16 protein-coding genes are annotated in these 17,234 nt (G+C 63.3%); 10 read left to right on the forward strand and 6 right to left on the reverse strand.

Going from position 1 to position 17,234, the window contains the following annotated elements:
• Positions 1–34 precede the first annotated feature (34 nt).
• From CFR76_RS02315 to CFR76_RS02335, 5 genes are all read left to right on the forward strand, one after another.
• Positions 35–553 carry a hypothetical protein gene (locus tag CFR76_RS02315; protein ID WP_110555637.1) on the forward strand — a complete coding sequence of 173 codons (519 nt, stop codon included), beginning with the start codon at positions 35–37 and terminating at the stop codon, positions 551–553.
• Positions 554–749: 196 nt separating this feature from the next.
• The gene (locus CFR76_RS02320) at positions 750–2,327 is read left to right on the forward strand and encodes a carbohydrate porin (protein WP_244191765.1); all 1,578 of its coding nucleotides are present in this window, start codon (positions 750–752) and stop codon (positions 2,325–2,327) included.
• Positions 2,328–2,626: 299 nt separating this feature from the next.
• The gene (locus tag CFR76_RS02325) at positions 2,627–4,567 is read left to right on the forward strand and encodes an FUSC family protein (protein ID WP_244191733.1); all 1,941 of its coding nucleotides are present in this window, start codon (positions 2,627–2,629) and stop codon (positions 4,565–4,567) included.
• Between the two features lie 74 nt (positions 4,568–4,641).
• Positions 4,642–5,004: a hypothetical protein gene (locus CFR76_RS02330; RefSeq protein ID WP_110555639.1), complete on the forward strand. Its 363-nt coding sequence runs from the start codon at positions 4,642–4,644 to the stop codon at positions 5,002–5,004.
• Positions 5,005–5,135: 131 nt separating this feature from the next.
• On the forward strand, positions 5,136–5,411 hold the full coding sequence (locus tag CFR76_RS02335) for a hypothetical protein (RefSeq protein WP_110555640.1): 276 nt from the start codon (positions 5,136–5,138) through the stop codon (positions 5,409–5,411).
• Between the two features lie 245 nt (positions 5,412–5,656).
• Here CFR76_RS02335 and CFR76_RS02340 read toward each other — a convergent pair whose 3' ends face one another.
• From CFR76_RS02340 to CFR76_RS02350, 3 genes are read right to left on the reverse strand one after another with little or no spacing between them, the layout of a single operon-like run.
• Positions 5,657–6,169 (reverse strand): RidA family protein, encoded by a 513-nt coding sequence (locus tag CFR76_RS02340; RefSeq protein WP_110555641.1) that lies wholly within the window; start codon positions 6,167–6,169, stop codon positions 5,657–5,659.
• Entirely contained in the window at positions 6,169–6,594 is a 426-nt protein-coding gene (locus CFR76_RS02345) for a c-type cytochrome (protein ID WP_110555642.1), read from the reverse strand. Before CFR76_RS02345 ends, CFR76_RS02340 begins: the two co-directional genes overlap by 1 nt.
• A complete protein-coding gene (locus CFR76_RS02350; protein ID WP_110555643.1) occupies positions 6,594–8,198 on the reverse strand; it encodes a flavin monoamine oxidase family protein in 1,605 nt (534 codons plus the stop codon). Before CFR76_RS02350 ends, CFR76_RS02345 begins: the two co-directional genes overlap by 1 nt.
• Before the next feature lie 430 nt (positions 8,199–8,628).
• Between CFR76_RS02350 and CFR76_RS02355 the strand changes: the two genes are divergently transcribed.
• Positions 8,629–9,246, forward strand: coding sequence for an acetate uptake transporter (locus CFR76_RS02355; RefSeq protein WP_110555644.1), 618 nt, complete (start codon positions 8,629–8,631; stop codon positions 9,244–9,246).
• Here the strand turns inward: CFR76_RS02355 and CFR76_RS02360 are convergent.
• The 3 genes from CFR76_RS02360 to CFR76_RS02370 form a co-directional block, all read right to left on the reverse strand.
• The gene (locus CFR76_RS02360) at positions 9,234–9,794 is read right to left on the reverse strand and encodes a methylated-DNA--[protein]-cysteine S-methyltransferase (RefSeq protein ID WP_110555645.1); all 561 of its coding nucleotides are present in this window, start codon (positions 9,792–9,794) and stop codon (positions 9,234–9,236) included. The two genes, CFR76_RS02355 and CFR76_RS02360, sit on opposite strands and share 13 nt — an antisense overlap.
• Before the next feature lie 190 nt (positions 9,795–9,984).
• Positions 9,985–11,139, reverse strand: a complete 1,155-nt coding sequence (locus CFR76_RS02365; protein ID WP_110555646.1) for a YncE family protein — start codon at positions 11,137–11,139, stop codon at positions 9,985–9,987.
• Between the two features lie 52 nt (positions 11,140–11,191).
• Positions 11,192–12,013 carry a creatininase family protein gene (locus CFR76_RS02370; RefSeq protein ID WP_110555823.1) on the reverse strand — a complete coding sequence of 274 codons (822 nt, stop codon included), beginning with the start codon at positions 12,011–12,013 and terminating at the stop codon, positions 11,192–11,194.
• 182 nt (positions 12,014–12,195) lie between these two features.
• Between CFR76_RS02370 and CFR76_RS02375 the strand changes: the two genes are divergently transcribed.
• The 4 genes from CFR76_RS02375 to CFR76_RS02390 all read left to right on the forward strand — a co-directional run bounded on the left by CFR76_RS02375 (position 12,196) and on the right by CFR76_RS02390 (position 16,851).
• Positions 12,196–14,298 (forward strand): catalase, encoded by a 2,103-nt coding sequence (locus tag CFR76_RS02375; RefSeq protein WP_110555647.1) that lies wholly within the window; start codon positions 12,196–12,198, stop codon positions 14,296–14,298.
• 90 nt (positions 14,299–14,388) lie between these two features.
• Positions 14,389–14,718, forward strand: coding sequence for a SelT/SelW/SelH family protein (locus CFR76_RS02380; protein ID WP_110555648.1), 330 nt, complete (start codon positions 14,389–14,391; stop codon positions 14,716–14,718).
• Between the two features lie 30 nt (positions 14,719–14,748).
• Positions 14,749–15,147 (forward strand): DUF4112 domain-containing protein, encoded by a 399-nt coding sequence (locus CFR76_RS02385; protein ID WP_110555649.1) that lies wholly within the window; start codon positions 14,749–14,751, stop codon positions 15,145–15,147.
• Between the two features lie 93 nt (positions 15,148–15,240).
• Positions 15,241–16,851, forward strand: coding sequence for a tetratricopeptide repeat protein (locus CFR76_RS02390; RefSeq protein WP_110555650.1), 1,611 nt, complete (start codon positions 15,241–15,243; stop codon positions 16,849–16,851).
• Positions 16,852–17,234 lie beyond the last annotated feature (383 nt).

Below are 17,234 nucleotides of genomic sequence, written 5' to 3' on the forward strand. Positions count from 1 at the left end.
ATGTGCTGTGCGATACACACGGAGACCACCTGCCATGATCAGCCATCCCCTCGCGTTTATGCGCCTGCCCTATGCGGTCCTGATCGCCATGGACAGCCGGATGCTGCACTTCTGGCTACAGCCGGTCCATTACCTGATCCGCATCGCGCATATCGTCAGCATGGCCATGTTCTTCGGGATGGACATGCTGTTTGACCTTGGCATCCTCAATCCCCGCCTGGCGCCCCGCCTGGCCCCCACGGCGCAGTTGATGGTGCGCCCGCTGCACATTGCCTTCGCTACCGCCATGGTTACGGGTGTCGTATTGTTCTTCTACGACCCGGTGCATATCGGCAGCCGGGCGTACCTGACACCCAAGCTGCTGCTGATCACGCTGGCGATGCTGAATGCCATGTGGTGCCACCGCTCCGTCTATCTGTCCGTGCTGCGCGGCAATCCGGCTGTTTCGCTCCGTGGCCGGGTCGGGGCAGGTATTTCGCTGTGCCTGTGGACGGGTGTGATGATCATGTCATGCCTGAATAGTGAAGGCGTACCAAAGGTTTTCCTGCGCTGATATCAGAATTGCAAAATACGCATAACACATATGATTGACGGTTTGGCGCCAAGATGTAATTGAGAGTTATTCTTATTGATATTAATTATCATTTGCGATGGATGTCATGACCCCTTCCCACTCACGGCATATGTCACGGGGATCGAGCTTTTCCGTTTCCGCCCCTTCCCCCAGCGCCGTCCGGCGGCATCTGCTCATGGGGTCATGTGTCGTATGGTTCGGCCTGGCCCTGCCCGCGGCAGGCTTTGCCCAGGTCCAGACACAGATCGAGGAAGACCGCGCCCGCCTTGGCAATTCCACCCCGCTGATCCAGCAGATCGACCCGGCCACGGTGCGTGATTCGGAACGCGCGCAGGCCGATGCGGAAGAAAAGGCAGCCGGTGATGACAAGCTCGACACCAGCGGCAACCTGCTGGGCAACCTGTGGGGCGCGCGGCCGTGGCTGTACAGGCACGGCATTACATTCGACATTCAGGAAGTCGACGAGGTATGGGGCAACGGCACCGGCGGGTCGGCTTCGGGCAATGATGGCGCGGGCGGTTCGGGCACCGGCCCCGCCTATGACGGCGTCACCATGCCCACGCTGACCATCGATACCGAAAAGCTGTTCGGGCTGAAGGGGGGCCTGTTCAACGTCAGCGCGCTGCAGACGCGCGGGCGCTCGATCTCGCAGGACCACCTGGCCAACTTCAACCCCATCAGCGGGTTCGAGGCCGACCGCTCCACCCGCCTGTTCGAACTGTGGTACCAGCAGTCCTTCCTCAAGGGAAAACTGGACGTGAAGATCGGCCAGCAGGACCTTGATACCGAATTCCTGATAAGCGATTACGCCTCGCTTTACCTCAACGCCAATTTCGGCTGGCCCATGGCGCCTTCGGTCAACCTGTATGGCGGCGGGCCGTCATGGCCACTGTCGTCCCCCGCCATCCGCATCCGCTACCGCCCCAGCGAGAAGTTCACCTTCATGTTCGCCGCGGCCGACGACAACCCACCCGGCAACCGCTACAACTCCCTGCCCATCCAGCAGGCTACCGGTTCCATCAGCGGCTACAATTCCGATCCCACCAGCCAGACCACCAATGGCGCCAATGGCACGACCTTCAACATGGGCACCGGCGCGCTGCTGATGACCGAACTGCAATACGCGCTCAACCCACAGCCGGCCGACATGTCCAGCACGACCAAAAACCCCGGCCTGCCGGGCGTGTACAAGCTGGGTGGCTATTACGATACGGCAAAGTTTGCCGATTACCGTTACAACCAGCGGGGCACCTCGCTGGGCGCGGCCACGCTGAACGCCAGCAGCACACAGTCCGACCTGACCCCGCGATGGGACCGGGGCAACTGGATGGTTTATGGCATCATCGACCAGATGATCTGGCGGCCATCGCTCAGGTCCGCGCGTTCGGTCGGGGTATTCGTGCGCGCCACGGGCAACGGGGGCGACCGCAACATGATCAGCTTCGCCATCGACGCGGGCCTGAACCTGAAGGCCCCGTTCAGGGGCCGTGACAACGACACGATCGGGCTGGGCTGGGGTATTGGCCGCGCCAGTTCGGGGCAGCGCCAGTTCGATCGCGACAGCAATTCCTTCGTGCAGGGCAACGAGAACCATCTCGAACTGACCTATCAGGCACAGGTTACGCCATGGATGGTGATGCAGCCCGATTTCCAGTACGTCTGGAACCCATCCGGTGGCGTGGCTGACTGGAGCGGCAACCGGCGCGTCGGCAACGAAGCCATCTTTGGCCTGCACGGCAGCATTACATTCTGAACGCCGGGGCGTTTTCACCGCCGGGCAGGCGCCGCGCCACGCATGCCCGCGCCATAGCCGGATGCAGCCCGGAACCGCCTGTGGCGTCACGCCCTTGACCCCGACAGGGGCTTTTCATAAATATTACTTATCAAAACATCATGACAAACGATTGGACCGGCCGGCCCCGCCCCCGCCATGTTCCGCCACGGCAAGCCCGCATTGGGCAAGGCGCGTCGTGAACATGATGTAAAAGGCTGAATGAAATGGGGGCATGGACCGCAACTTTACCCCTGCCTGAACGCCTTACCGGCGTACTGATGCATCAGGTAAGGCGCGTTTCATGGATTTATGCGCCAGCCCTGCCAGACCTGGCGTTTGCGGTACGGACCGCGTTTGCCGCCATCATCTCGCTATTGATCGCGATGTGGATGGAACTGGACAGCCCGCAATGGGCACCGCTGACCGTATGGGTCGTGGCGCAGTCCTCACGCGGGGAAAGCCTGTCCAAGGCACGGTGGCGGATTTTCGGAACCCTGGTGGGCGGTGTTGCGGCCATTACCCTGATGGCGGCCTTTCCACAGGCGCCGGGGCTGTTTTTCACCTGCCTGTCGCTGTGGATCGGACTGTGCTGCGCACTGGCGACGCTGCTGGACCAGTACCGGGCGTACGGGCTGGTGCTGACGGGATTTACATCGGCCATCATCGCCACGGGGGCGATTGCGCAACCCGATGATGTCTTCGCCATAAGTGTCGCGCGCAGCAGCTACATCATACTGGGCGTGCTGTGCGAAGCGGTTCTAGCGGTCATGTTCATGCCCCGCATGGTGGAACGCGCCCGCCAGCAGCTTCTGGACCGGCTGGCCGATACGTTCCGCGCCACCTGCGCCGCCATTACCCATTCCCCCGGCACACCGGCCGGGCCGGAACAGCAGGCCATGACGGGCACCCTGCTGAAACGGATCGTGACATTCAGCGGACAGATCGAATTCAGCGCGCTGGAACTGGGGCCACGCAACCATGTGGGCGACCATGCCCGGCGTGCGCTGGCGGGCATGCTGGTCATGCTGGCGCAGGCGCGCGCGTTGCAGATCCTGCATCCCGGCATGACCATGCCGCCACGCACGGACGCTGCGCGACCCGAACAGGCACTGGCTGCCTGGCTGCGCGACAATGCCCCCGCCCCCGATACGCCAGCCAGCCCGGAATGGCAGCCGGTAACCACAGCGCTGCTGTCCGAAGCCACGCGGGTCGGGCGCGAAATAACCGCCTGCGCCACCGCGCCGCGTGGGGACCGGTTCCGTTTCAGCCTGACATCCCGCCGCCACATGCGTGAGGCCGTCAATAACGGCCTGCGCGCGGCGGCCGCAATCATGGGGGCGTGCGTTATATGGGAAATGACCGCATGGCATCACGGGCCTGCGTTCATTTCCTTCGTCGCCCTGATCTACGGCCTGATGGCAACGCGCGAAAACCCGCTGGTCGCCACCACGCCATTCCTGAAAGGGGGATTGTGGTGCGCGGCCACGGCGGCGGTCCTGGCGCTGTGGGTCATCCCCGCCATTACCGCGCCGGAAATCCTGCTGATGGCCCTGCTGGTGCCCATGACGGTGGGGGGACTTGCGGCCCGCAGGCCGCAGCTTGCGGGTTACGCGTTTTCGTTCAACATGTTCCTGCCGGTGCTGATCGGGCCGATCAACCAGGGGCGGTTTGATGAAATCTCGTTCCTGAACAATACCATGGCGTTTCTGGCCAGTATCATGTTCGTGCTCCTGACCTACCGGCTGGTCGTGCCTTTCCGCATGGATGTGCATGTCCGCCGGACAGAGGCATGGGTCAGCCAGCGGCTGCGTCACCTGGCGCGGCTGGATACCCACACGGATGCGACAGCCTGGCTGGCCAGTTGTGCCTCCAGCCTTGTGCGCATCCTGTTTCAGGCCAACGCCCTGCCCCCCTCCGTGCTGGGGGCCTGTGTCGCGCGGCAGATCATGTCCATGACGGTGGGCATCCATATCATCCGCCTGCGTGAACTGGTCCGCGAAGGCCAGCTACCCGCACGCGCCGAACGGATCGTGACCATGTTCCTGGCGCGCTGGGACAGGGAGCAGGCCGCAGCCATGACCCCTTACGTAATGGTCTGGACCCGGCATGAACAGGCGCGCGCCACAACCCCGCAGGCCCGGGCGCGGATGGCCGACGTGCTGGCCTGCCTGCATGTCATTACCGCCGGGCTGCACGAAAATCCGGATATCATGGCGTAAAAGGTGACAAAATATGTCGTATCGGATATGCCATGAATATCAGACTGAACTGTACGTAAAAAAGGATAACATCGATGCGTAAAATCGCTCTTCTTGGCGCCGTCGCGGCCATCACCTGCGCCACAGCCGCCCATGCCGAACCCGGTGGCTGCCTGAAATACGGCGCCGTCGGCGCGGTTGGCGGGCATGTGGCCAACCACCACACCGTGCTGGGTGCCGCCGCCGGTTGCGTAACGGGCATGTACAAGCGCCACGAATACCGCAAGGAAGCCAAGGCGAAGGCCGCCCTGTATGACCAGGAACACCCCGGCGCCAAGGGCAATTATGAAGCCAAGGCAACGGCTTATGATGTCGAACATTCGACCACGCCGGGCAAGATGACGACCGATACCCCGGCAGCAGGCACGGCCTCGGCCGCTACCCCCGCCGCGCAGTAACCCCACCTGTCCCGCAGGCAGCCGGCATGTCGGCTGCCTGCGGTTGCCCATCGGCATGGAAACGGGCATCCTGCGCCCATGGTCACGGTTACGTGATGTTTCCTTCCCGATCACAAGGCCCAGGGGCAGACATGCGTGCAATCCTATTCCTGTTCCGTTCAACGATGGCTGTCGTTGTGGTGGGGGCTATTGCATGGTGGCTGGCCGGCGCGTTTTTCCATGTCCCGGTACTGGGCGTTGGCCTGGCGGTGGAAGCTGTGCTGTTCTGGGTCTGCGGGCTTTTATATACCGAGGATTATCCCCATCACATGGCGACTTTCGCCGGGATGACCGTCGTGCTCGGGTTGCTGAGCATCGCGGTCATGCTGCCCTTCGCCCGGCAGTTTGTCATGCTGCACGGGGCATGAACGCGACGGCCACATTCATGAACATATCATAAACAAAATATTTTCTTCATTAATCTGGTTTCAGGAAAACTATTATCCGCAAGTGAAGTTAATGCGGTGTGGATCTCGTGACACCACAACGTCTCCCAATCCCTAAACTCGGCGTCCCGCTTCGGCGGGACGTCCTTTTTTTTATCCGCCAAGGCTGACCATGGCCTGCCCCCGTTCCACGACCTGCCGGGAGCATGATGGCGCCGGATACGGCATTACCGGACGGGTGCGCGTACGGCCGTGACCTCGATTTCAACCAGCCAGCCGGGATTGCCCAGATGGGCCACGCCAAAAGCGGACCGTACCGGCAGGTTCGGCTGCTTCGCCGTGCCGAAGAACTGGGTATAGGCCTTCATCATCCCGTCAAAATCCAGCCTGCCCAACTTCGGGTCCTCAACCATGTACACATGCATCTGGACCACATCGCCCAGACCCAGACCCAGCTTTTTCAGTTCGCCCTGGATGGATTCCAGCGCGGCGCGGGTCTGGGCCTGTGTATCGCCATAGGCCGCGATGGTGTGCGGGTCGGCCTTCCTGTCCTGTACCGGCGCGCCCTCACCGCTCAGATAGATTGTCGCGGCCCCAGCCGGCACCTCGATCACGGTGGAAATGGGGAAATCCTTTTCCGGGTGGCGTACGATGCCATCGGCCGCGTGCGCGGTCAGCGCGGTTCCCATGCCGGTCATGAGCATGAGTGCGGCAAGGGCCGTCGTTTTCATATCGGGCATCAATATATCTCCTTGGGCGGGATGGCCGGCCGCTGGGGCGTTACCTCGGTCGGGGTCACGGGATCGGTATAGTTATTGCCAAAATGCGTGCGGATGTAGGCCACGACATTGGCAATCTGCTGGTCCGTCAGCATTTCCGAAAACCATGGCATGCCGCCATACCCGTTCATGATGACATAGATCGGATAGGCGCTGGCCTGTAGCTTGGCATTGCCGGCCAGCGCCGGGAACTGCGCGCCCGCGCCCATGGCCCCCTTGCCATCGGGCATGTGGCAGCTCTGGCAGACGTGGTGGTACACGTCCTCCCCTGTCGTCATGGGCTGGACGGCGCCCTCAAACGCGCTGGCGCTGTCGGCATGCGCCGTCCCGGGCGGAGCCAGCAGCGGCAGGGCAAGCAGTGTGGAAAGGAGTACGATCCTGCGCATCAGCTGGCTCCCTGTGCCCGTTTATGCAACTGGGTCACCGCATCCAGCGCGGACAGGATGGCCCCTTCCTGCCAGCATCCGACATAGGATGCATGCTCGCCCGCCAGCACGATGCGGTTATCCATCGTGCACAGCGTTTTGTAATGGGTCTTGCGGGCCTGTTCGCTCCACATGGAACAGCAGCCCAGCGCCCATGGCACGCGGCTCCATGCCAGGCTGACGCCGTTTGAAAATTCCTTGCGGTACGTGCCGGGATGCAGGACCTCGCCCTGCGCCAGCGCCTGCTCCAGCCGCGCCTGTGGCGTCATGCCCGCAAAGTCAAAGGCGGCGGGGCCAAACATGTATCCCCCCAGCAGCACCGCCGGGCCACGGGAAAAATAGCCGTGGCTGGGATAGGCGATCTGGCTGATCGGCTGGTCGGTATAGCTTATGCCGCCGTAAATCTGGTCATCTTCCTCCCAGAAGCGGCGCCTGAACTCCATCCCCATCTTGACCGAGGACGCATAGGGCACCGCCATGATCGCGGCCTTGAGCGGCGCGCTGACCTGCACATCCAGTTGCGACAGGATGGACAGCGGGATGGTGCATACGCAGTAATCGGCCTGCGCCTGCCGCACCACGCCGCCATGGTTCATGTCATTGTACATGACCCGCACGCCATGGTCATCCTGCCGGATGGATGTGACCTTGCAGTTCAGGGTGATCAGGTCATGCACCTGCCGGTTGAACCCCCTGCCGATCATGTCCATGCCGCCCACGGGCTGGAACATGGTGGTCTGCATTTCCAGGCGTTCATGGAAGGCCATCCATGTCCACAGCCCCGACCGCAGCACATCCTTGCGGGCAAACGGGTCCGACGGGATTGGCGCGCCCTCGATCCCGCCACCCTGCGGCCGGGTATAGCCACGGCGCAGGGAACTGGTATCGCCCTTGCGGTATGCCAGATCGGGGTCAAGGCCGCCCCACTGTTCCATGGCGGTGCGCAGGTGCGCGCGCTCATCCGCGCCCATCACGTCATCCAGCCTGTGCTGGTCGATCGCCTTGCCCAGCAGCTCGGCCGTAAAGCCGGTGAAGTCGCTTGAGAATTCACGGTAGCGGACCGGCTTGCCATCAAACGCGGTGGACGAATGAAGCCATGAATTGTGGTTCAGTTCCACAAATGGTTCCAGTTCCACCCCGAATTCGCGGCAGTAATGCAGCAGGCCCTGATGGTGATAGGGAATGCGCCATGGGCCGGGATTGATGTAATTGCCCGATGCGAATCCGACCTTCTGCACCGCGCCGCCCAGTTCGGTTACCGTGTCGCCGCCACGCAGGCTGATATTGCGCCCCCCGCTGCGCCCCTGGAATTCCAGCACCTGCACCGCGTATCCCGCCTTGCGCAGCTCATAGGCGGACAGCATGCCCGCCAGTCCCGCGCCCAGCACCAGCACGCGCGTCCCGCGTTTCGCGCCCGACAGGACCGGGGGGGCCGTAAAGTCCGTCCCCTGCGCATGGCCCATGGTGGTCATGGCCTGGTACAATGCCGCACTACCGGCAAGCGTGCCGATCCGGGTCAGGATCTGCCGGCGCGTAGGGGCCTTGTGCGGATGGGGGTCTGTCATCAATCAATCCCGAGCAGTCAACGAAAACGATAGCCTGTCTTAACAGCCCTTCCCGGCTGCACCATATCCTGCGCGGAATGATCCCGTCCAGAAACGGCAATGGGTTTCTTTCATACAATACAGGATATTTTTTAAAAATATAATTTATGTTGATATTTTATATTATATTTCTTTATTTTCTATACAATTAATATTTTGCATATCCGGAACATTCCATTTTATTCGCCTGCCCCCGATATGAAATATCAAATCACTAAAGTAACGTTTGTAATTTCATGCCCCTGTTTGCAGCGCACGGGAACTCTGCCCGCGTCCGCGCATTGGCAGCCGGTCACAAACGGCAAAGGGTAAGCCATATTTTAATATCCTCGCCGCAGCAACGGTGACATGGTTTGTCATAATTCATCCATCATGAAACGGAAAAACCGGCATGGCGCACGACCACGCAAACGCCAATCCCGCCCCGCTGGGGCTTATGGGGTTTGGCATGACCACCGTCCTGCTCAACCTGCACAACGCCCAGATCGTGCCAATGGGTTCGGCCATCCTGGCCATGGGGCTGGTCTTTGGCGGGGTCACGCAGTTCATCGCGGGGGTGCTGGAATATGGCAACCGCAATACATTCGGCATGACGGCGTTCATGGCGTATGGCGCATTCTGGATTTCGCTGGCTGTGCTGCTGTTCCTGCCGCACTGGGGGCTGGCGCCTGAATCCCCGCCTGCGCTGCTGGGCGGTTACATGTGGGTATGGGCGCTGTTTACGGCCATCATGGCGGTGGGATCACTGGCGGCGTCACGCATGCATCAGGTCGTGTTCTTCAGCCTGACGCTGCTGTTTGTCCTGCTTGGCTGCGCGGAAATCTCCGGCCGCGCCGTGCTGGGCGTCATCGCGGGATATGAAGGGCTGGTCTGTGGCCTGAGCGCGATATACCTGGCGGCCAGCGAGATTTTTGAAGCCCAGTTCGGCCACGCCGTCCTGCCGGTCGGGTTGCCACGCGCCGCTGGCGAAATCCTGCACAAGGACGATCTTGTGGTTCATATCTCCTGAACGGCAACCGGATGCTTACCGGCCTGCGCCATGCCTGCCCGCTCACGCGCCAGCAGCCACTGCTTGCGCCCGACACCCCAGCGATATCCGGACAGGCTGCCATCACTGCGTATGACACGATGGCAGGGTATGACCACCGCCAGCCTGTTTGCCGCACAGGCCCCGGCCACGGCACGCACGGCCCCCGGCCTGCCGATCCGTGCCGCCAGTTCCGTATAGGTCACGGTGGTGCCGCACGGGATGGCACGCAGGGCCTGCCACACCTGTAGCTGGAAGGGTGTGCCCTGCATGTCCAGCTTCAGGCCGGGCGGCGCCCATGGCGTATCAATGCACGCCCGCACCTTCGCAAGGACACGATCCGCCATTGCGTCATGGACCGGGCGGGCACCCGGAAAGTCGGCCCGCGCCGCATTGTGGAGGGATTCAGGATCATCCCCCAGCATGATGGCGGCAATGCCCCCCTGCCCCATCGCCACCAGCACCGTCCCAAGGGCGGACCGGCCGGTGACAAACCGGGTAGCCGTAGCGGCAGGTGATGCTGGCTTCATGATCGGGATGCCTCCCTGTGGAGGCATGATCCTATCGCATGCAGCCCCGGGGATACAACAGGGATGACATGCCTGAAGCGCGCCATCCCCGGGTTGCTGCGCAAACCACCAAGGCGTTTTCAAATACTGCCTTTTAAAAAAGCTTCACCAAAAACTGCCATTTATCAATGGTCTGTTTCCAGATCGCCTTTTAGCGCAGGATGCCTGTATGCCCGACGGAATACCGTCCCGGCTGCGGCCACACCGTCAGGCCATGCGGTTCCAGCCCCACGGGAATGCTGCGGGTCGCACCCGTGGTGGTGTCGATGGCGTAGACAACATCGTCAAACCGGCCGGACAGCCACAGCGTCCTGCCGTCGTTGCTGACATTGCCCATGTCGGGGCTGCCGCCACCGGGAATGGGCCAGTTGGCCACGACCCTGTCCATTGCGAAATCGATCACGCTGACCCCGCCGGCCTTGCTGTGCGGCGCGCCATGGATCTTGTGCGATCCCCGGTTGGCCACGTACATCTTCGTGCCATCACGGCTGGGATACAGGCCATGCGTGCCGATGCCGGTGGGAATGAAGCCCGTTTCACGGAAGGTGTCGCCGTCGATCACGAACACCCCGTCGGCATGCATGTCCGCCACATAGAATTTGTGCCCGTCCGGCGCGGTCAGGATATCCTGCGGCATGCCGCCACGCGACAGCTTCAGGTACCCGATCAGCGTGCGGTTCACGGTATCGACCTTGGCCAGGTAACCGCCGAATTCACAGGTGAAGATGGCATAGCGCCCGTCGATGGAGAAATCGGCGTGGTTGACGCCCTTGCACTGCGGGACCGACACCGAACCCTGCATTTCCATCGTGTGCGGGTCACGGAAATCCAGCCGCTGACGGGCTTCGGCCACCGTAATGGCGGATTTTCCGTCGGGGGTGAAATACATGTTGTACGGGTCATCCACCGCCACGCTGGGCAACGGCTGCGTGGTGCGCGGGTCGATGGGCGTCAGGCTGCCATCGGTCGTGCCTTCGGCATTGTTGGTGACCCATAACGTGCGCAGGTCCCATGACGGGACGACATGCTGCGGGCTTTTGCCCACCTTGAAACGCGCCACGACCTTGTATGTCTGCGGGTCGATCACATAGACGTTGTTCGACCGCAGGTTGGGTACGTAAATGCGCGGCGGGTCCTGCGCCACCTCGGGGTTGAGCTTCCCGGCCCGGGTTTCGGTATAGATGTTGGTCGGGTCCACCACGGGTGGCATTCCGGGAATGGTATCCACGGCCTGCGCAAGCACGCTGCCACCCGACAGCAGGAGCATGCCCAGTCCCAGAACCGGCAGCTTTTTCTTTTGTATCATAGTGTGATCCTGTTCCTTGCGGCCCCTATAGCACGCCGTGTGGCTGGTGCAATCAGTGCGAATTCTGTCCTGTTGGGTCGTGTTGCATGGCCGTCACGGCCGCCGCTACCTGCATGTTGGCCCCTGCCTGCCCCAGCGCAGCACTGGCCTGTCGCGGGTCGCCGCCATACACCCCCTGCGCCGGGGTTGGCAGGGGGGCGGCGCGCAGGGCCTGCGTGCGCACAAGGGCAGGGTCCAGCGCCAGCATGAGCGACGTGTCGGACAGGTCGGCATGCATGCCCACCTCCGCCGCATGGCCGTGCTGGCGCAGCCAGGTGGAATAGGCGCCGGGCACCACGTCGTAATATTCCGCGACGTACAGCACGTGCGCGCCCTGTCCCTGCCAGCGATGGTTGAGCGTATCCGCCACCGCGCGCAGGTCCTTCTGGTAGCCGCCGTGGTCGCCAATCAGCACCACGCGCCTGAACCCCTGCACCCGGAAGCTTTCCGCCGCGTCCGACAGCAGGGCGCGGAAAGTCGCGGGCGTAATGCTGATCGTGCCGGCAAAGCGCATGTGCGACGTGCGCGGCGACGTACCGCCTTCGGGCACGTACGCCACCACGGGCGCGACAAGGGCATGCCCGGCATCGCGGGCAATGCGGCGCGCAAGGATCATGGCGCGCGCGTCGTGCTTGCCGACCGCGATATAGGGGCCGCTCTGTTCCGTGCCGCCGACGGGAATGATGATGGTGGTGTCGCCGCCATGGATGGCGTCACGGATTTCGGTCCATGTCAGTGCCGCGAAATCAACCGTGTCGGGGGGCGTGGCCCGCGCGGGCGCGTACAGCGCCAGCACCAGCGAAAGCCCGGACAGGAAACCAGAGACCATACGCATGAACGGCAGCCATCCCCACAACGATGCGTGACACATGTCGCCCCTGTTGCCCGGTACGCAGGCGGTTGGCAACCGTCATCGCGCGGGGAAATGAAACCCTGCCCACGCCAGCCCGTTGGAAAAGCCGGACCTTCTCCCCATCCCTGTTTTTTCCGCCCCCTGCACGGATATGTACCCACGCCATGGCCAAGACATCCCATCCCCCCATGTCCCCCACCACGCATACCGGCGCGGGTGGCGAAACCCACCAGACGGCAGGGGGCGATACCCCCGCCATGACCACCCAGCAGGGTGTCGCGGTATCGGATGACCAGAACACCCTGCGCGCGGGCGCTGGTGGACCGGCGTTGATGGAAGATTTCCATTTCCGGGAAAAAATCTTCCACTTCGACCACGAACGCATCCCCGAACGCGTGGTCCATGCCCGTGGCTACGGCGCGCATGGCTATTTCGAGCTGACCGACAGCCTGAGCGATGTCTGCAAGGCCGATATTTTCGGCAATGTGGGCGCGCGCACCCCCGCCTTCGTCCGGTTTTCCACCGTCGCGGGCAACAAGGGATCGGCGGATATGGTGCGCGACGTGCGCGGCTTTGCCGTCAAGCTTTATACACAGCAGGGCAACTGGGACCTTGTGGGCAACAACATTCCCGTCTTTTTCATACAGGACGCCATCAAGTTCCCCGATTTCGTCCATGCGGCCAAGCAGGAGCCGGACCGCGACTTTCCACAGGCCCAGACGGCGCATGACAATTTCTGGGATTTCGTATCGCTCTCGCCCGAGGCCACGCACATGGTCTGCTGGGCCATGTCCGACCGCGCCATCCCGCGTTCCTTCCGCTTCATGGAAGGGTTCGGGGTGCATACCTTCCGCCTGATCAATGACGAAGGCCAGTCCACTTACGTCAAGTTTCACTGGAAGCCGAAGCTGGGCCTGCAGTCGGTGGTGTGGAACGAGGCGCTGAAGATCAATGGCGCCGACCCCGATTTCCACCGCCGCGACCTGTGGCAGGCCATAAACAGCGGCCGTTTCCCGGAATGGGAACTGGGCGTGCAACTGTTTGATGACGCATTTGCCGACAGTTTTGACTTTGACATCCTCGACCCCACCAAGCTGGTCCCCGAGGAACTGGTGCCGGTCCGCCGCGTGGGACGCCTGGTGCTGGACCGCATGCCGGACAACTTCTTTGCCGAGACCGAGCAGGTCGCCTTCTGCACCCAGAACGTCGTGCCCGGCATCGACTTCACCAACGACCCGCTGCTGCAGGGGCGCAACTTCTCCTACCTTGACACCCAGACCAAGCGCCTTGGCGGCCCCAACTTCACGCATATCCCCATCAACGCGCCCAGATGCCCGTTCCATAATTTCCAGCAGGACGGGCACATGGCCATGCACAACCCGAAGGGCCGGGCCAATTACGAACCCAATTCGTGGCCCCAGCCCACTGGCGGCCCGCGTGAAAGCGTGAATGGCTATAGGTCGTACCCCGACATGGTGTCGGGCCAGAAGGTCCGCCAGCGTTCGGAATCCTTTGCCGACCATTACAGCCAGGCGCGCCAATTCTTCATCAGCCAGACCCCGGTGGAACAGACGCATATCCGCGATGCGTTCGTCTTTGAACTGAGCAAGGTCGAAACCCCCGCCATCCGCGCCCGCATGGTCAGCCACCTGCTGCATGTCGATCAGGACCTGGCCAAGGGGGTGGCGAAGGGGCTGGGCCTGTCGCCCCTGCCCGCACCGGCACAGGCCGCCCGCCCCGTGGTCGCGGGGCTGGAACCATCGCGCGCCCTGAGCATCCTGAAAAACGGACCGGACAGCTTTGCCGGCCGCAAGCTGGGCATTGTCGTGACAAACGGAGTGGATGCCGCCCTGCTGGCCGCCCTGCGCGACGCCGCCGGGGACGTGGGCGCCACGGTCGAGCTGATCGCGCCCACCGTGGGCGGCCTGAAGGACAGCGCGGGCCACGACCTGACCGTGCAGCAGAAGATCAATGGCGGCCCGTCCGTGCTGTATGACGCCGTGGCCCTGCTGCCCACGGTCGAGGGCGCCAATCTCCTGCGGCACGAGGCTACCATGCGCGACTTCATTTCCGACGCCTTCGCCCATGCCAAGTTCATCGCGCATAACGACGCCGCCGAGATCGTACTGGCGGCGGCGGGCCTGCACCCCAAGGCGCGCGACAAAGGCGTGGTCGCCATCCATGGCGCGCAGGACGCGGCCGGTTTCATCCAGACCTGCGCGGCACTGCGCCTGTGGGAGCGTGAAGGCCACGTCCACGCTGTCTGACCCCCTTGCGCCCGACTGTCCCGCGCGCCCACAATAAGGGCGTTGCCGGACGGACCCAGCCCGGCGTTGCGACAGGCAGGAACCACGCCCATGACCGATGCCCCGGCGGCCCCCCGGCCCCATGTCTCCATCACCTACTGCACGCAGTGCAACTGGCTGCTGCGGGCGGGATGGATGGCGCAGGAACTGCTGTCCACCTTCGGGCAGGACCTGGGCAGCGTGACCCTGATCCCGGGCGGCGGCGGGCATTTTGAAATCACGGTTGATGGCCACAGCGTGTGGGAACGCAAGCGCGACGGTGGTTTTCCGGGGCCTAAGGAACTCAAGCAGCGCGTGCGCGACATCATCGCCCCCGACCGCGACATGGGCCATATCGACCGTAAAAAAACCGGACCGGACGACCCGCCGGGCACATTGTAACGCCCCCCTGCCCACACCATAATAACGGGTATGATCACATCATACGCCCCCTCCGCCACACATGGCGCCAGCGCCCACGATATCCGTCAGGAAGTGGCGCGGCTGCGCAGGCTTGCAACATTGCTGGACGCCGCCTTCCGCATTCCCGGCACGAAGGCGCGCTGGGGGCTGGATACGCTGATCGGGCTGCTGCCGGTGGGCGGGACCGCGATCATGCTCGTGCCCTCGCTCTACATCGTGTGGAAAAGCTGGCATCTGGGCGTGGGGCGGCCCGTCCTTGCCCGCATGCTGGCCAATGTCCTGGTGGAAGCGGCAGCGGACCTCGTCCCGGTGCTGGGGGACATATTTGACACCGCCTTCAAGGCCGACCTGCGTAATGTCGCCCTGCTGGAACAGCATTTCGGCCTGTCCACGCCCCGCACGCCATGACCATGGCGGGGGTGCGGCCCCTTGCATGCCGGGCCTGATATAAGACACAACATGGCATGATCCGTTTTTCCCCGTTCCGGTGTCCCGCCTGCCATGGCTGACCATACGCTGACGCTTGCACTCGACCTGCTGCGACGGGGGCAGTTCGCCCATGCCCGCGCCATTCTGGAGGACTGCCCCGCCTCCCCGCGCGCCGAAATCCTGCTGGCGCATGCCCTTGCGGGATGCAACCGCGTGCAGGAAGCCGCTCGCCTGCTGTGCCGTCAGGCCGTGGCCAATCCCGGCGCGCGCCACCCGGCCTACGACATGCTGGCCCTGCTGCTGCCCCACGACCGGGTGGACGAAGCCGAAGCCGTATTGCGCGCTATCCGCCAGCGCGCGCGGCAGGACATCCGCACGCATGACATGCTGGGGGAACTGCTGTTGCAGCGCGGCCGCGCGGCGGAAGCACAGGCGGTGCTGGCCGAAGGTCTGGGCCTGTCCCCCGCCCAGTTGAGCACCGGCAACCTCATGGCCGTCACCCTGATGGAACAGGGGGAATTCGCGGCCGCGCGCGACCTGTTGCATTACATCCTCAAACACCACCCCGACAGCGCCATGACGCAGGCCAACCTTGCCCACCTGCTGGGGGCGTGGAACAGGCTGGACGAAGCCCTGCAGGCGCATTCCCGCGCGCTGGCGCTGCGCCCCGATGATGCCCGGCTGCGCATGAACCATGCCCTGACGCTGCTGAAAAGCGGCAGCATGGCCGAAGGCTGGGCGGAATATGAATGGCGGCGCAGGATGCCCGGCCGCCAGCGCCTGCCCGAACAGACCATGCTGCCTGTCCTGCCGCCGGATGCCGACCTGCGCGGGCGGTCCATCCTGATTACCCGCGAAGGGGGGCTGGGGGACATGCTGATGATGCTGCGCTTCGTGCCCGTGCTGGCGGGCATGGGCGCGCAGGTCAGCATCCAGGCGCCCGAGACGCTGCATGGGCTGATCCGGCGCATGGGGGGCGTACGGCGGGTGTTCAGTGAACAGGTGTCCCTGCCGCCCCATGACTGGCACTGTCCCTTCCTCAGCCTGCCGCATGTGCTACGCGACACACCCGGCCATGCGGGGGCGGACGTGCCCTACCTGCGCCCCGACCCCGAATTGGTGCGGCAATGGGCACCGTTCCTGCCCACGGGCGCCGATCTGCGCATGGGGCTGGTCTGGGGTGGGGCCAGCCGGCCGGACGTTCCCGCAGCCCATGCCATGGACCGCAGGCGCTCGATCCCGCTGCGCAAATTCGCACCGCTGGCCGGTATGCCGGGCATAAACCTGGTCAGCCTGCAAAAAGGCGTCTACGCCCGGCAGATGCACGACATGCCCGCGGGCATGCGCCTGTATGACCCGATGGAAAGCGTGCGCGACATGGACGACACGGCAGCCCTGATCGCGGGACTGGATGTGGTGGTCTCGGTTGATACATCGGTGGCCCACCTGGCGGGCGCCATGGGATGTCCCGTTATCCTGCTGGACCGGTTCGACAACTGCTGGCGCTGGCTTTCGGGCCGGACGGACAGCCCGTGGTATCCCACCCTGCGCATCATACGCCAGATCCATGCCGGAAAGTGGGATGACGTGGTGCACCGTTTATGCAGCATGCTGGCCAGGCGCGACTTACCGCCCGCGCGTGCGCGAACAGCCACCCGGTTGCCGGATGACGGCATTGGATAGCCATGCCATCTGTCCCATGCCGCCGGTTCGGACTTCCCTGCCCGCAACAGCTTCAGGCCATCCATATCCTGTCCAGATGCGTTTCAGACGCACCGCCACCCCAAAGTGGTGTTTTCGACCGGAATGGGGTAATCATCAATTGTAATCGCCATCTCAGGCACGACGCCCAGTCATCCGGCAATACGGCTGACAGCGATCTCTATTTACCAGTGGCAATGAACGATCTGACCGGGACGCCCATGGGCCAGTCAGGCAATGGCGACCTCACCTTTCCGACGAAAGCATCCGCCTACAGCCTGCGGGGGGCGCCTGCGCGCAGTCCGGAAAATGAAAAACTCAGGAACCCGGGCTGCACCGGACTATGGCCAGCACAGCCAGTGCCC

Source organism: Komagataeibacter swingsii (genome assembly GCF_003207895.1).
Lineage (GTDB): Bacteria > Pseudomonadota > Alphaproteobacteria > Acetobacterales > Acetobacteraceae > Komagataeibacter > Komagataeibacter swingsii.

Excerpts from the sequence above, each read along its gene's own strand:
- CFR76_RS02315 (WP_110555637.1), top strand. The coding sequence starts at position 35 with ATGATCAGCCATCCCCTCGCGTTTATGCGCCTGCCCTATGCGGTCCTG.
- CFR76_RS02320 (WP_244191765.1), top strand. The coding sequence starts at position 750 with ATGGGGTCATGTGTCGTATGGTTCGGCCTGGCCCTGCCCGCGGCAGGC.
- CFR76_RS02325 (WP_244191733.1), top strand. The coding sequence starts at position 2,627 with ATGCATCAGGTAAGGCGCGTTTCATGGATTTATGCGCCAGCCCTGCCA.
- CFR76_RS02330 (WP_110555639.1), top strand. The coding sequence starts at position 4,642 with ATGCGTAAAATCGCTCTTCTTGGCGCCGTCGCGGCCATCACCTGCGCC.
- CFR76_RS02335 (WP_110555640.1), top strand. The coding sequence starts at position 5,136 with ATGCGTGCAATCCTATTCCTGTTCCGTTCAACGATGGCTGTCGTTGTG.
- CFR76_RS02340 (WP_110555641.1), bottom strand. The coding sequence starts at position 6,169 with ATGCCCGATATGAAAACGACGGCCCTTGCCGCACTCATGCTCATGACC.
- CFR76_RS02345 (WP_110555642.1), bottom strand. The coding sequence starts at position 6,594 with ATGCGCAGGATCGTACTCCTTTCCACACTGCTTGCCCTGCCGCTGCTG.
- CFR76_RS02350 (WP_110555643.1), bottom strand. The coding sequence starts at position 8,198 with ATGACAGACCCCCATCCGCACAAGGCCCCTACGCGCCGGCAGATCCTG.
- CFR76_RS02355 (WP_110555644.1), top strand. The coding sequence starts at position 8,629 with ATGGCGCACGACCACGCAAACGCCAATCCCGCCCCGCTGGGGCTTATG.
- CFR76_RS02360 (WP_110555645.1), bottom strand. The coding sequence starts at position 9,794 with ATGAAGCCAGCATCACCTGCCGCTACGGCTACCCGGTTTGTCACCGGC.
- CFR76_RS02365 (WP_110555646.1), bottom strand. The coding sequence starts at position 11,139 with ATGATACAAAAGAAAAAGCTGCCGGTTCTGGGACTGGGCATGCTCCTG.
- CFR76_RS02370 (WP_110555823.1), bottom strand. The coding sequence starts at position 12,013 with ATGCGTATGGTCTCTGGTTTCCTGTCCGGGCTTTCGCTGGTGCTGGCG.
- CFR76_RS02375 (WP_110555647.1), top strand. The coding sequence starts at position 12,196 with ATGGCCAAGACATCCCATCCCCCCATGTCCCCCACCACGCATACCGGC.
- CFR76_RS02380 (WP_110555648.1), top strand. The coding sequence starts at position 14,389 with ATGACCGATGCCCCGGCGGCCCCCCGGCCCCATGTCTCCATCACCTAC.
- CFR76_RS02385 (WP_110555649.1), top strand. The coding sequence starts at position 14,749 with ATGATCACATCATACGCCCCCTCCGCCACACATGGCGCCAGCGCCCAC.
- CFR76_RS02390 (WP_110555650.1), top strand. The coding sequence starts at position 15,241 with ATGGCTGACCATACGCTGACGCTTGCACTCGACCTGCTGCGACGGGGG.